This window comes from Terrabacter sp. R4-6, from assembly GCF_057529065.1.
In genome coordinates, this window is sequence record NZ_CP197224.1 from 2,251,373 (window position 1) to 2,265,898 (window position 14,526).

At 74.5% G+C, this 14,526-nt stretch carries 10 protein-coding genes; 5 read left to right on the plus strand and 5 right to left on the minus strand.

All coding sequences use genetic code 11. The features are described from left to right. Positions 1-89: 89 nt before the first annotated feature. The 5 genes from ACSSS0_RS10605 to ACSSS0_RS10625 all read right to left on the minus strand — a co-directional run bounded on the left by ACSSS0_RS10605 (position 90) and on the right by ACSSS0_RS10625 (position 7,607). Complete coding sequence (locus ACSSS0_RS10605) at positions 90-1,790, minus strand: serine/threonine-protein kinase (RefSeq protein ID WP_435984009.1); 1,701 nt, start codon at positions 1,788-1,790, stop codon at positions 90-92. Between the two features lie 43 nt (positions 1,791-1,833). Next, complete coding sequence (locus tag ACSSS0_RS10610; protein WP_487231124.1) at positions 1,834-4,527, minus strand: FHA domain-containing protein; 2,694 nt, start codon at positions 4,525-4,527, stop codon at positions 1,834-1,836. A 2-nt stretch (positions 4,528-4,529) separates the two neighbouring features. Beyond that, positions 4,530-5,342: a PP2C family protein-serine/threonine phosphatase gene (locus tag ACSSS0_RS10615; protein ID WP_487231125.1), complete on the minus strand. Its 813-nt coding sequence runs from the start codon at positions 5,340-5,342 to the stop codon at positions 4,530-4,532. Then, a complete protein-coding gene (locus ACSSS0_RS10620; RefSeq protein ID WP_487231126.1) occupies positions 5,339-5,875 on the minus strand; it encodes a hypothetical protein in 537 nt (178 codons plus the stop codon). The genes ACSSS0_RS10615 and ACSSS0_RS10620 overlap by 4 nt, the downstream gene beginning before the upstream one ends. Positions 5,876-6,107: 232 nt before the next feature. Then, positions 6,108-7,607 carry a CCA tRNA nucleotidyltransferase gene (locus tag ACSSS0_RS10625; RefSeq protein ID WP_435984005.1) on the minus strand — a complete coding sequence of 500 codons (1,500 nt, stop codon included), beginning with the start codon at positions 7,605-7,607 and terminating at the stop codon, positions 6,108-6,110. Between the two features lie 178 nt (positions 7,608-7,785). Between ACSSS0_RS10625 and ACSSS0_RS10630 the strand changes: the two genes are divergently transcribed. The 5 genes from ACSSS0_RS10630 (at position 7,786) to ACSSS0_RS10650 (ending at position 14,495) form a co-directional block, all read left to right on the plus strand. Continuing rightward, positions 7,786-8,271 carry an NUDIX hydrolase gene (locus ACSSS0_RS10630; RefSeq protein WP_435984004.1) on the plus strand — a complete coding sequence of 162 codons (486 nt, stop codon included), beginning with the start codon at positions 7,786-7,788 and terminating at the stop codon, positions 8,269-8,271. Between the two features lie 53 nt (positions 8,272-8,324). Next, on the plus strand, positions 8,325-10,754 hold the full coding sequence (locus ACSSS0_RS10635) for a DUF6049 family protein (protein ID WP_487231127.1): 2,430 nt from the start codon (positions 8,325-8,327) through the stop codon (positions 10,752-10,754). A gap of 64 nt (positions 10,755-10,818) precedes the next feature. Then, entirely contained in the window at positions 10,819-12,792 is a 1,974-nt protein-coding gene (locus ACSSS0_RS10640) for a protein kinase family protein (protein WP_487231128.1), read from the plus strand. 2 nt (positions 12,793-12,794) lie between these two features. Then, on the plus strand, positions 12,795-13,367 hold the full coding sequence (gene sigM, locus ACSSS0_RS10645) for an RNA polymerase sigma factor SigM (RefSeq protein WP_435984001.1): 573 nt from the start codon (positions 12,795-12,797) through the stop codon (positions 13,365-13,367). Between the two features lie 207 nt (positions 13,368-13,574). Next, entirely contained in the window at positions 13,575-14,495 is a 921-nt protein-coding gene (locus tag ACSSS0_RS10650) for a hypothetical protein (protein ID WP_487231129.1), read from the plus strand. Positions 14,496-14,526: the final 31 nt, after the last annotated feature.

Sequence of the window (14,526 nt, forward strand, 5' to 3'; positions counted from 1 at the left end):
GGTGGTTTGCTGGTGTCTGTGTCGAGGTTGCCGTTCCGACCGTTTCGTGTCCACCCGCCGGCATACTCAGGCAGCTGACACCGCCCGCCTCACTGCGCGGTCTCGCACTGCACGTCGGACCCCGGAGAGGCCTGGCCCGAGCGGGCCACGACGACCGTGGCGCACACCTTGGTCCCCTTCGGGGCCTTGACCGTGTAGGTCCTGGCCGTGACGGAGACGAGCTTGGCCCGCTCCGGGTTCCCGGCGTCGGACGGCGTCGGTCCGTAGGACACCCGGAAGGTGTCCTTCTTCGAGGGCTGCGGGTAGCTCCACGTGAAGCTGACGCTGCCCTGACCGGACCTCGCCGAGATGGTCGGCTTCTCGAAGACCCCGTCGCCGATGGCACTGTCGTCACCCGGCATCGAGACGGTGGCGCTCGGTGTGGGCGTCGCCGGGGTCGGGTCGCCGGACCCCGATCGGAGCAGGAGGAAGACGACGAGACCGACGAGGACGACGACACCGGCGGCCAGGCCCCAGAGCACTGCCGGCTTCGCGAGCGGAGACGTCGATGCCGGCGCGGCAGCCGGAAGGGCCTGTGTCCCGGGCGCGCTCGCGGCGCGGCGGACCGTCGCCTCCTCGGCCGAGTCCGCCCCGAGCGGTGCGGTCTGGCTCCTGACCGGATCGGTCACGGCGGCCGGGCGGACCGGAGCGGCCGCGGCCGGGCGGCTCGGGCTCGGCATCGGGGCCGGCGACCAGCGCTGCGCCCCGGCCTCCGAGCGGCGTCGCGTCTCGTCGTCGAGCATCGTCGGCGACGGACCGACGGGCTGCGCGACCACGGTCTGCGGCGCCTTGATGCGCGTCCGGTCGTCGTCGTCACCGCCCCGGCCGGTCGGTGAGCCCTGGGTCTGGCTGACGAGTGTCGTGTGGCCCTGCTCGTCGAGGACGACGATGGGCGTGCGGTTGAGACGCTGCTGCTGCTCGACCGCCTGCAGCGCCCGGGCGAACTCCAGGGCCGAGGCCGGTCGGTGCGCGGGGTCCTTGGCCATCGCCTGGGCCAGCAGGCGCTCGAGGCCGGCCGGCACGTCCTGGCGACCCGTCGCGGGCGGCGCCGTGCTGCGGATCCGCGGCATCAGCGCGTACGCCGAGTTGTCGCCGCCCGGGATCTCGAAGGGTGAACGGCCCACGAGCAGCTGCCAGAGCGTCGCGGCGAGCGAGTAGACGTCGGAGCGCTCGTCGCCGTTGCTCTGGCCGTAGAGCACCTCCGGCGGAGCCCACGGCACCGAGACGCCGACGTCGTCGGTGGTCTCGGCCTCGACGTCACCCTCGCGGGCGCCGCGACCGGCGATGCCGAAATCAGTCAGGCCCGGCGCGCCGTAGGCGCTGATGAGGACGTTGGCCGGCTTGATGTCACGGTGCGTGATGCGGGCACGGTGCGCCGTCTCGACGGCACTCGCGAGCTGGATGCCGGTGCGCAGGACGTCCTCGACCGAGAAGCGCTCGGCGCGGGCCCGCATCGCCAGGTTGGGCGGCGGGTAGTACTTCATGACGAGGTAGGGACGGCCGTCGTCGGAGGCACCGGAACGGAAGACCTGCACGATGTACGGGTGGTCGCCGAGGGCGGCCATGGTGTCGGCCTCCTCGACGAACTGCTGGCGCAGCGCGTCGGTCAGGCCCTCGGACTTGAGCACCTTGACCGCGACCGGCATGCGGGGGCTCTGCTGCTCGTAGAGGAAGACGTCGGCGTAGCCGCCCGAGCCGAGCGGCTGGACGAAGACGAGGCCCGGGATCTTCGGAGGCGCGCCCTTCTTCACGAGACACCTCCGTCCGCGGCCGGCAGGTGGTCGGGCGTGCGCGTCACGACGCCGCCTCGAAGATGAAGGAGACCTCGTCGGCCATGGACACGAGCGACCCGGGCTCGAGCACCTGCTGGTCGTTGGCGCGCAGGCGGAGCGGGCTCTCGCCCGGCAGCGTCACCGTCGTGCCGTTCGTCGTCCCGAGGTCACGGATGAGCACGTGCCAGCCCTCGAGGATGACCTCGACGTGGTTGCGCGAGACGTCGCGCTCGGGGCTCGGCACCTTGACGACGTGCGGTCGGTCGTGGACGGCCAGGCCGTCGCCGAGCTTGGGCGCCCGGCCGAGCAGCACGCTGCGGTCGAGGGTCACGACGTCGCCCGTCGAGAGGCGCAGCACGCCCAGCGGTGGGCGCGGCATGGTGAACGGCTCCTGGGGCGGGATGCTCGAGCCGCACACCCGGCAGCGGTCGCTGTGGGGCGGCGTCGGGTGACCGGTGGAGCAGAGGACGGCCAGGACGCTGGGGCCGGAGAAGGTCTGGTTCTGCGCGGCGTTGCGGGCCTCGAGCAGGGCGCTTCGGTCCACGGTCAGCTCCGTCTCGTCCTCGTCGGTCACGGCGCCGACGTCGGGGGTGGGAGCGGACGTGGGCGTGATCGGTTCCGCGACCGGGGTCGCCGGGGCGACCGGTGCGGCCGGGGATACGGCGCCGGGGAGCGAGATGGGCACGTCGAAGGTCGGCTCCGCGGGCGGCTGGGCCGTGCCGGAGTATGCCGTCGGCGTCGAGGGCGTGGCAGGCGGGGGGGCGGGGCTAGCGGGCACCGAGGTGGGTGCCCGAGTCGGCGCGGGGCCGGTGGTCGCCGGTGGTGGTCCGGTCGAGATGAGCGGAGTCGCCTCGGGCGCACGGACCCCGGGCGGCGGGGTGTTCATGGGGGGCAGCAGGCTCGGGGCGGGCGGCGGCGTGTGCCGACCCGAGAACGTCGGGACCTGTGGCTCAGGCTCGAGCTTGGGGACCTCTGCAGCCGGGGTCGAACGGGCCCACGGCACCGAGGAGATGAGACCGCCCTCGGGCACGACGGGGGCCGAGGGGATCGGTCGCGCCGGCACCTCGGGCGCGGGTGGCTCGTTCGTGACGGCGACGTCGGACGCGTCGGCGACGACGGGGACGGACGGGTCCGGCAGGTGGTCGTCCTCGTCGTGCCCGGTCTCGTCGTCGTCGGGCCGGGTCAGCGACGCGAGCACCTTGCGGTGCTCGTCGGCGGCCGTGGTGTGCCCGAAGAGGTAGTCGTAGCTCGGCGGTGCAGCGGGCTGGTCGTCGTCCGCGCCATCGGTCTCGGCCGGGTCGGCCGAGGGGACGGGCGGACGGCCGGGGCCGGACGCGGCCGGGGCCGATGGTGCCGAGGACGGCGGGGACGCGGGGTCCGCGTCGAGCACCGGGCGGGCCGCCCACGTCGAGTCGACGTCACGGGGTGCCGCGACGGGCAGGTCGTCGGCCACGGGTGACGCGGGTGCCGGCTGTGCCGTCGGTGCGGCTGGTGCAGCCGGTGCCGCGACTGCTGTCGGCGTCGGCGCGGGTGACGCCGGGGGCGCCTGGACCGCGGGCTCTGGTGACGCCGGGGCCGCGGCCGGCTCCGGCGACGCGGGAGCCGAGGGCTCCGCGCGCCCCGGCTCCGGTGCGGCCTCGTCGCGGACGGGGGCCGGCGGCGTCGGCGCCCCGCCGGACGCGCCGGCCTCGCCGCTCACGCCTCCACTGGTCTGCGGCGTGGCACGCACGGGCACGGCAGGGGTGACCGACGTCCACGGGCGGAGCGCAGGCACCGGAGCGGCAGGAGGCTCGGGTGCCACGGACTCGGCCGCCAGCGCCCGTTCGGGCTGCACGTCCGAATCTGCCTGTGCCACAAGCGCCTTCGCGTCGGAGCCATCGGGCCTCGTTGTGGCAGCGCCGGACTCGACGCCACGCGCACCATCGTCGGAGGTCGTGGACGCGGAGTCGTCCCGGACCCAGCTGCGTCCCCACGGCGACCGGCTCGGGCCGTCCTGCCCGTCAGGGCGATCCGTCGACGTGACGCCGCCGGCCACGGACGCGGCGAAGGTCGGGATGCCGCCGGACGGTGCGGCGCCGTCGGGCACGGGCACCGAGGCGGACGCGGCGGCCGCTTCGGGCCGGGCGTCCGAGCGGGCCTCCGAGTGGGCCTCCGTCACCGGGGCGGACTGCGGCATGGTCTCGGTGGCCGGGGTCGCCTCGGTGGGCGGCTCGGCGGGCTCGGTGGGCTCGTCTGGCACCGCGACCGGCACCGCCTCGTCGCCGGCACCTGACACTGCTCCGGCACCCGCGGAGGGCGGTCCGGCCGTCAGGCCCTGGGGCGGCACGGGCTGGGCGCGCTCGGACTCCTCGAGCACCCGCAGCACGACCCGGTCCGGGTGGTCGGGCAGCTCGAGGTCGGTCCAGACCTTGCTGCTCGTGGCGCGCACGTCGTGCTCGCTGCCGTCGGCGAGCGTCACGACGGCCGACACCGGGCCGAAGGCGACGATGCGGGTGCGGGGCTGCCAGTGGACGCCGACGAAGTGGTGCGCCTTGCGCATCCCACCGGCCGTCAGCACCTCGACGACGTCGTCGATGTCACCGCCGTCAGCCGCGTCGCTCGCGGCGATGGTGCGCTCGTCGTCCTCGTCGAGGCCGATGAGCAGGTGCATGCCGGGGCCCCCGATGTGCGTCCAGCCTTCGGGGGCCCGGTCGACCACAACGGACGGGCCACTCACGTCTACGACCTGCTCTCCCCTGATGAGCCGTTCACGTTCTCGCGCGGGGTCGTGTCCTCGTCGACGTCGGAGTCTGAGTCCTCGCCCTGCACCGCGACGACGATAGCAGTGACGTTGTCGCGTCCACCGGCTGCGACACCACGGCGCACGAGCTCGTTCGCGGCGGCGGCGGCGTCGGGGTGCTCGGCGAGGACGGCCTCGATCTCCTCGCGGGTGAGCTCGTTGGAGAGGCCGTCGGAGCAGATGACGAAGACCTCGCCCGGGTAGGGCGGGAAGACCCAGGTGTCGACGACGCCCATCGGGTCGCGCCCGAGCGACCGCGTGACGACGTTGCGTCCCGGGTGCCGGTGCGCCTGCTCGGGCGTGATGAGGCCACGCTCGACGAGCTCCCAGACCTCCGAGTGGTCGACGGTCACCTGGGAGAGCCGGCCGTCGAGGCAGCGGTAGACCCGGGAGTCGCCGATGTTGAAGACCGCCCAGTGGCGCGAGCCGCCGACGGACACGAGGGCGAGGCCAGCGACGGTGGTGCCCATGCCGGTCTGCTCCGGGTGCCGGGCCGCGGACGCGAGGATGCGGCGGTTGGCCTCGCCGACCTGGGCGACGATGTCGCGCACCTGGACGACGGGTCGGTCGGCGAGCTCGGCGACGGTCTCGGCGGCGATGCGGCTCGCGACCTCACCGGCAGCGTGGCCACCCATGCCGTCGGCGACGACGTAGACGGTGCCCCGGGTGCAGGCCGAGTCCTCGTTGTGCGCTCGGACGCGACCCACGTCGGTCGCCAGGCCCGCCGCGATGGCCGGGAGGGTCGTGCTCATGCGTCGGCGTCCGTCCCGGTGTCGGCGCCGGCATCGACAGCAGCCCCCCACGGCGTGACGCGCACCGTCGTCAGCACCTGGCGGATGAGCTCGTAGTCGGCCACGGCATCGGCGCCGCCGACGGCACCGGTCAGCTGGACGAGGTGCGCGGGGGCGTCCGACGGCCCCGAGGCACCGGACGTCACGAGGTGGAAGAGGTTGGCCTGCAGGACGGTCTCGACGTCGTCGTCGGGCCAGGTCGCGTCGCACCCGACGAACCGGGCGCCACCGAGGTCGGCGGCATACGGCTCGGAGACGGCGCCGCCCCGCGAGGTGGCGAGGGAGGCGATCTGCTCGAGGGAGTCCTCGATGCGGAAGGACGGCCCGCACTGCTCGATGGTGACGACGACGTTGGGCGCGAACGCACCCTCGCGCGGGAGCCGGGCCGCCATCGTGGTGCCCGGTGCGTGCGCGGGCTCCCATCCCTCCGGCACCTCGAGGGCCACCGACGGCTGGCCCGGGAAGTCGGCGCTCGGGTAGGCGAGGGTGCTCATGGGCTCGTTCCTTTCGGTCGTTCCCGCAGGGGTCGGGGACGGCGCGGTCAGTCAATCATTCACGAGGTGCCGTGTCAGATCGGGCGACGCACCCGTCCCGGCGGCGATGACGGCGCGGGAGCGAGGTCCCGTCGAGCGTACGACGGCGTCGCCGGGCGTCGCGATGGGGAGAGCTCCCCATGGCGGCCGTGCGGCCGTGCGGCCGTGCGGCCGTGGTCGACCGACCCGACCGTCAGTCCACCGACTCGCGCGCGGACCACCAGGCGAGCAGCTTCTCGCGGGCGGCGTCCTTGCCGATCGGTCCGTCGTCGAGGCGGACCGACAGGAGGAAGTCGTAGGCCTCGCCCAGCACCGGCCCGGGACGGATCGCCAGCGTCTCGGCGATCTCGTTGCCGTTGAGCTCGGGGCGGACGCTCGCCAGCTCCTCCTCGGCGGCGAGGCGCTCGATGCGCTTCTCGAGGTCGTCGTAGGCCCGCGACAGCCGCTGGGCCTTGCGGGCGTTGCGCGTCGTGCAGTCCGAGCGCGTCAACCGGTGCAGCCGCGTCAGCAGGGGTCCGGCGTCGTTGACGTAGCGCCGGACGGCCGAGTCGGTCCACTGTCCGTCGCCGTAGCCGTGGAAGCGCAGGTGCAGCTCGACGAGGCGGGCGACCTGCTTGGTCGTGTCCTTGTCGAAGCGCATCGCCTTCATCCGCCTGCTCGCGAGCTTGGCGCCGACGAGCTCGTGGTGGTGGAAGGAGACCCCGCCGCCGTCCTCGAAACGCCGGGTGGCGGGCTTGCCGATGTCGTGGAGCAGCGCGGCGAGACGCAGGACGAGGTCGGGGCCCGGCACCGACTCCGGCGGGCCGTCGGCGGGGCCCTCGAGGTCCATCGCCTGCTCGAGGACGATGAGCGAGTGGTCGTAGACGTCCTTGTGGCGGTGGTGCTCGTCGAGCTCGAGACGCAGCGCGGGCAGCTCCGGCAGGAAGACGTCGGCGAGGCCGGTGTCGACGAGGAGCGTCAGCCCGAGCCGCGGCCGGGGCGACAGGAGCAGCTTGACGAACTCGTCGCGGACCCGCTCCGCCGAGATGATCGAGAGGGTCCCGGCGCGCTCGACCATGGCAGCCCGCACCTCGGGCGCGACGTCGAAGCCGAGCTGGGAGGCGAAGCGCGCGGCCCGCATCATCCGCAGCGGGTCGTCGGCGAAGGACTCCTCGGGCGCGGCAGGTGTCATGAGCCGCTGCCGGACGAGGTCGGACAGGCCGCCGTGGACGTCGACGAACTCGAGGCTCGGCAGCCGGATCGCCATGGCGTTGACCGTGAAGTCGCGCCGGACGAGGTCGCCCTCGAGGCTGTCGCCGAACATCACCTCGGGCTTGCGCGACGTGCGGTCGTAGGTGTCGGCGCGGTAGGTCGTGATCTCGATGACGTGCGAGCCCTTGCGCAGCCCGATGGTGCCGAACTCGCGACCGATGTCCCAGTGGGCGTCGGCCCAGCCGACGACGATGGCCAGGATGTCGTCGGGGCGGGCGTCCGAGGTGAGGTCGAGGTCGGGCGAGACGCGCCCGAGGAAGGCGTCTCGGACCGGCCCGCCGACGAGCGCCAGCTCGTGCCCGGCGGCGGCGAACCGCTCCCCCAGCTCGGTGAGCATCGGCAGGACGGGCGCGAGCCGGGCGACGGCGGCCCGCAGGAGCGGGAGTCCGGCGTCGGCCGGCTCGTGGCCGTCGGCGGGAGGCGTGTCGGGTCGGTCTGGCACGCGACCAGCCTAGTGAGCGTTCGCCCGGCTCCTGACCGCCCGCATCCGCGAGGGGTGGGCGCGGACCCACGCGCGAGGGAGACGACCGGCACCCGACCCGAACCGCCGGACGCACCGCTCGCGTGCCGGTCTCCGCGACGACGAGAGCGGTCCGGGCCCCGCCCGTTATGGTGGCGATGTGAGCGCGCAGCCCGTCCCCAGCCCCGTGCCGGGGAGGCGTCTGCCCGCCGTCGAGGAGCGCTCTGCGGGCGGCATCGTCGTGGACGTCCAGGAGGGTCTGGCCCTCATCGCGATCATCGCCCGGCGCAACCGTGCGGGGCGCGTCGAGTGGTGCCTGCCCAAGGGGCACGTCGAGCCGGGCGAGACGCTCGTCGAGACGGCCGCGCGCGAGGTGGCCGAGGAGACCGGGATCGTCGGCCGCGTGCTCGTCGAGCTCGGCACCATCGACTACTGGTTCGCGACGACCGACAAGCGCGTCCACAAGTTCGTGCACCACTACCTGCTCGAGGCCACGGGCGGTGAGCTCTCCATCGAGAACGACCCCGACCACGAGGCCATCGACGTCGCGTGGATGCGGCTCGACGAGGTGCACCGCAGGCTCACCTTCCCCAACGAGCGCCGCATCGCGCAGGCGGCGTGGAACCGGCTGGCGGGGACGGCGTGATCCTTCGAAGGTCGCGGCGTCCGGACACCAGCGGGCGCCGCGGGACCCGCCTCGTGCGCCACCTGACCGCCACGGCGACCACCCTGGTGGCGTTGGGGATGACGGCCGGCGGTGCCTTGGCGAGCGCCGCGCCGTCCGCCGCCGTGCCGAGCGCGTATGCCGCCGGGCCCGGCTCGTCCACCGCCCACCGACCCGCCGTGGTGCCCGCCAAGGACGTCGCCGTCATCGTGCTCGAGACGCTGACGCCCGCCGTGGTCGGCCCGGGCAAGGACGTCACGATCACCGGCACGGTGACGGCGCCGCTGACCGGACCGCTCTCGGGTCCGGAGGTCCGGGTCGTGCGCGGCGACGTGACGGTCAACCAGCGCAGCGCCCTCGACGACTGGGCCAGCGGCCGCACGGACACCTCCGGGCGCACCGTCGACACGACGTCCCTGGCCACGGTGGCCGCAGGCCAGACGCGGCCCTTCACCGCGACGGTCCCGTGGGAGCGGCTGAGGTCCGACGACGCGTTCGCGGCGCTGCCGATCTCCGTCGAGGTCGTCCAGGAGGGTGCGAGCGAGCCCACCGGGATGACGCGGACCTTCATCGCCTGGAACGGCCGCAAGGAGTACGTCCCGCTCAAGGTCGCGACCGTCGTGCCCGTGACGCTCGACCCCGACGTCGACCTCGCCTCGCGTGACGACGCGGTGCGGCAGTCGGCCTGGGAGCAGGCCATCGGTCCCGACTCGCGCGTGTCCCGCATCCTCGAGGGCACTCGCGGCACGCCGGTCGACCTCGCCGTCGACCCGTCCGTGCTCGGTCCCGATCTCGTCGCCGACTCCGGCACGACCGGCCCCACGCCGACCGGGACGTCCACACCCGGCGGCACCGGCACGACCACGTCGCCGTCCGCCACCTCCGGCACCCCCTCCCCGTCCGCGACCGGCACCCCCTCCCCGTCCGCGACCGGCACCCCGGACGCGACCGGCACCCCGGACGCCACGGGCACCCCCGCGCCGGGGTCCGCCACGAGCACCCCGGCCCCGGGCGGCACGACACCCACCCCGTCGGCCACTCCGTCCACCACCACGTCCGCTCCACCCGGCGGCACCCCGTCCGAGGCCACGCTCGCCATCGCGCGCCTGGGCGACGCGGTCGCCGCGCAGCTGAGCGGCCGCAGCGTCTGGGCCCTGCCGTACGCCGATGCCGACATCGCCGCCACCGTCGGCATCGACCCGGCGAACTCCCTCGTGCGCGACCTCGTCAGCCGGGCCTCGACCCTCGCGGCCCGCCTGGGGCAGCCGGCGCGGGCCGACATCGTCTGGCCCGTCGACGGGCTGATGCCGGCCGGGCGCGAGCAGGGCATCAAGACGCTCCTGTCCGGCACGACGGTCAAGAGGCCCGCCGGGATCGTCGTCAGCGCGCCCGCGGTGACCAAGGCGACGGCATACACCCCCACCGCGCGGCGGGTCACGGCGAGCGGGACCCGGCTGCTCGCGTACGACACGCGCCTGTCCGCCCTGCTGCCCAAGCGCACCGACGCCAGCCCCGTCCTGTCGGTGCAGCGCTACCTCGCCGAGACGCTCGTGCTGCTCGGCGAGCGCGCCGGCACGCCGCGCTCCGTGCTCGTCGCGGCTCCGCGTACCTACGACCCCGACGCCGCGGGCCTCGCGACGTTCCTCTCCGCCACCTCGAGCGCGCCGTGGCTCCAGACCGTCGATGCCGCGTCACTGCTCACCGACAGCGGCAACGACAAGGCCGTGCCACAGACGAAGCCGGTCGCCCCCGTCGCCTCGGCCGCGCCGAGGCCCGTACTCAACGCGCGCCGCCTCGCGCGGATGGCCGAGCAGCGCGACACGCTCCTCAGCGTCTCGTCGGTGCTGCGCGACGGGGAGGAGTTCGAGCGCACCTACCGCGAGGTGCTCGACGAGCTCGCGAGCGCGCGGTGGCGCTGGAACCCTGCCGGGTGGGTCACCCTGGCCAACTCCGTCGACGCCGACATCAAAGCCGCGACGAGCGCCATCCGCGTCGTGCCCCGCACGAGCACGATCAACCTGCTCGCCGAGAACGGCACGCTGCGCATCACCGTCGAGAACGGCCTCGACTACACCGTCGAGGACATCCGCCTGCGGCTCGTCCCGGACAATCCGCGCATCCGGATCGTCGAGCAGCCCGCCCCCGTGACCATCGGACCGTCGTCGCGCACCAACGTGCCCGTCGAGGTCGCCGCCGTGGCCGCCGGCCGCGCCGAGATCCGGGCCTTCCTCACGACCGCCGACGGCACCCAGATCGGCTCGCCCGCCACCATCCCGGTGGCCGCCAACCCGCTCGACGGCGCCATCTACTGGGTCGGCGGCATCCTCGTCGGGCTCGTCCTGCTGGCCGGCGTCGTCCGCGCGGTCGTCAAGGGCACCTCGCGCGTCGACGAGATCGCCGACATCGAGGCCGTGACCGCGGCACACGAGGCGCTCGGCGATGCGGACGACGGGGATCGCACCTGAGTCCGCCTAGGATGGGTGGCGAGCCACGCATCCGCGCACGACATGACGAGGGAGGGTGACGCACGTGCAGGGAGTCGGACCCGGATCCGTCCTGGGCGGCCGCTACGCGGTCACGCTGCGCACCTCCGAGGGCGTCCACCACGAACGCTGGCGGGCCAACGACCACACGCTCGAGCGCGAAGTCGTGCTCGTCTGCTTCCCGGCCGGCTCGTCGGTCGCCGCCGCCGCGCTCGATGCCGCCCGCCGTGCCGCCGGCATCGAGGACTCCCGTCTCGTGCGGGTCCTCGACGTAGGCACCGACCAGGGTGTCGGCTTCATCGTCGAGGAGCCCCTGACCGGTGCCGTCCCGCTCTCGCACCTGCTGCAGAGCGGTGGCCTGTCACCCGACGAGGTGCGCCGCCTGACCGGCGAGGCCGCCACGGCCCTCGACAAGGCCACCCACCGCGGCCTGCACCACCTCGCCCTGACGCCGAGCTCGGTGCTGCGCATGTCCGACGGCGCCGTCAAGGTGCGCGGCCTCGCCACCGAGGCCGCCCTGACCGACGCCGACCGGCTCTCCGACGAGCGCGCGTCCCGCGCCGACGCCGTCGGGCTCGTCAAGATCGCGTATGCCGGCCTCACCGGTCGCTGGCCCATGGTGTCCGTCGACGACGGGCTGATTCCCGCGGGCGGTCCGGTGGGCCTCGAGGCGGCCCCGACCATCGTCGGCGGCGTGGCGGCCCCCTCCGAGATCGCCGTGGGCGTGCCCAACGACCTCGACCTCATCTGCCGGATGACCCTCGGCAGTGGGCGGCGCGGACCCGTGTCGCCGGGCGACCTCGCCCTCCAGATCGCGCCGTGGTCGAGCGAGCAGGCGACGTCCGACGGGGCCACCGGGATCGGCCTGCGCAGCCGGGACGACCGCGAGTCCCTCGAGCCGACGCGCGTCATGCCGTCGGTGCGCGCCGGGGCCCCAGGGGCTGCCGCCGTCGGCGCCGCCGGGGCTGCCGGGGCTGCCGCGGCTGGTGCCGGGGCGGCCGGGACGACGTCGGTCGCGGGCGCCGGCAACCCGAGCCAGTCCAGCACGATCTTCTTCGACAGCGTCTCCGAGGCGCAGCTCGGGGAGACCCCGACCTCTCGCGACACCACCACCGAGCGGACCCACGGCGGCATCGCCGCGGCCGGAGCCGCTGCGGCCGGGGTGGCCGGTGCCATCGGCGACAAGGTCGGCTCGTTCGCCCGGGCCGCCGCCGACAAGGCCGCAGCCCGGGCCGCCGAGCGCCGCTCCGCCCACGACGACGACTTCGACGGCGAGGACATCGGCCTCGTCGACGCGCTCGACGAGGCCCCCACGACCCGTCTCGAGCCGCCGCTGCCGGTCTTCGGTCGCGAGGCCCCGGAGGCCCCGAGCGGCGCCCAGTCCCGCATCGCCCTCGCGATCGTCGGGGTGCTCGTGCTCGTCGCCCTCGTCATCGGCATCAGCAACGTCATGAAGATCGGCCAGCACGACGGTCCGGCGACCGCCGTCACCGTCACCAAGACGCGCACGCCGAGCGCCACCCAGCCTCCGGCCACGTCCACCCAGGCACCCCCGACGACGACCCAGGCGCCGCCGGCTGCGCCGGTGAGCATCGTCGGCGGCACGGGTTTCGACCCGCAGGACGGCACCGAGTCGGACCGCAACGTCAAGAACGTCGCCGACGGCGACCCGGGCACGGGCTGGGAGTCGCGCTGGTACGGCACGGCGTCCTTCAACGGCGACAAGGACGGCGTCGGGGTCCTGCTCGACCTCAGCGCGCCGACCGCCGTCAAGGAGGTCGAGCTCGTCCTTCCCGCCGAGCAGAACGTCACCGTCTACCTCACCGACTCCGGCTCGACCGACTCGCTCGACGGTGCCCAGAAGGTCGGCTCGGCCAAGAACGCCAACGGCACCGTCGTCATCAAGGCGAGCGGGGACCTCCAGCCCGCCAGCAAGCTCCTCGTCCTCGTCACGAAGGCGGCGCCCGCCGAGGCCGCGAACCACTACCGCGCGCAGATCAGCGAAGTGACGGTGCGCTGACCGTGAGTCCGGGGGTTGCCGCCCCGATCGCCGATCTGAGCGACCGGGAGCTGCTGGCACTGCACGTCGACGGCGACGACCATGCCTTCGCCGAGCTGTTCCGACGCCACAAGGACCGGATGTGGGCCGTCGCGCTGCGCACCGTCCGCGACCCCGAGCTCGCTGCCGACGCCGTCCAGGACGGCTTCATCGCAGCCTTCCGCCGGGCCGAGTCCTACCGCGGCGAGGCGGCCGTCACCACCTGGCTGCACCGCATCATCGTCAACGCCTGCCTCGACCGGCTACGCCGGCGCAAGCCGACAGCCGAGCTGCCCGAGTACGAGCTCGCCGACCGGCACGACCACCACGCCTCCACCGAGGTGCGCCTCGACATCCAGGAGGCCCTCGCCAAGCTTCCCGAAGGGCAGCGGGCGGCGCTCGTGCTCGTCGACATGCATGCGGTCCCCGTGGCGGAGGCGGCCGTCATCCTCGGCGTGGCCGAGGGGACCATCAAGTCGCGCTGCGCGCGCGGCCGCGCTGCCCTGGCCCAGCACCTGGGGCTGACGCCGGGCGTCCGGCCGGTCGAGCAGGACTGACCACGGTCCGCGCCCGACCCCACGGGGTACGGGAGGCTGGGGACCGGTCGAGCCGAGCGCTCGCCGGGTCGCCACCCGGGCACCGGCCGAAGAATGGTTGAATCCGGTGGAACCCGACGGCCACAGGGGGCCGTCGAAACCACGGCGACCGGCATACCCCTGCCTGCCCGTACGACCACCGCACGCTCTGCCCGAAGGACCACATCCGTGGACGAGTCCGCGAACACCCCTGAGCACGACCCTCGCGTCCGCGACCCCGGCGGGCGTGCCGCGAGCGAGCCGACACCGGTCATCCCGGCCGTCCACCCGGCCGTCGACCCCGACCACGAGATCGAGGACGACGGCCCCCCGCCCCAGCTCGATGCGGACGTCGAGCAGCAGGTGCGGTCCCTGCTCGTCAGCGCGGCCGACCCGGGACCGATGCCTGACGAGGTCTCCGAACGCATCTCGGGCGCCCTGCTCGACGCGTCGCGGCTGCGCGTCGACCCCGGGCCGCTGTCCGCCTCGGCGTCTGGCCCGGACATGGCCGCCACGGGAGGTGCGGGCGCTGTCGCAGACGGCACCGTCCTCGCGATGCCCGCCCGGCGCGACGGTCCCAAGCCGATCTACCTCGTCGCCGCCGTCGCCGCCGCGGCGGCCGTCGTCGCCGTGGGCGCCTCGGCCCTGCACGTGACCAAGCGACCCAACGGCGCCGCGGTCGTCGGCGACACGTACGGCTCGGGCGCCGCCACCTCCCCGTCCAGCCAGCCGTCGGGCCAGCCGTCCAGCCCCGCCGGGCTGCACATCCAGCTCAGCACGACGGCATACACCGCCGGCACGCTCGCCACGCAGGCCCGGGCCCTGCTCGACGACCCCGGCCAGCCGCTCCGCGACCTCGCGGCGGAGTCACCCGCCATCGGGCCCATCGCCACGCCCATCGGCCTCGAGGCCTGCCTCGAGGAGATCGGCGCGATCGGTGCCACCGACCCGGCCCCCGAAGGGGTCTCCGCGGACCTGGCGACGTTCGACGGGCGACCTGCCGTCGTCGTCGTCGTCACCCGGGCCGGTGCCAGCACCGCCTGGGCCGTCGAGCGCAGCTGCACGACCGGCGCCCCGGGGCTGCTCAAGGGCGCCACGCCCGTCCCGTGAGCCCCACGAGGGCGCTGGAACCACGCGTGGT

Coding starts and splice junctions, on each gene's coding strand:
- ACSSS0_RS10615 (WP_487231125.1), bottom strand. CDS start 5,342: ATGAGCACGACCCTCCCGGCCATCGCGGCGGGCCTGGCGACCGACGTG.
- ACSSS0_RS10620 (WP_487231126.1), bottom strand. CDS start 5,875: ATGAGCACCCTCGCCTACCCGAGCGCCGACTTCCCGGGCCAGCCGTCG.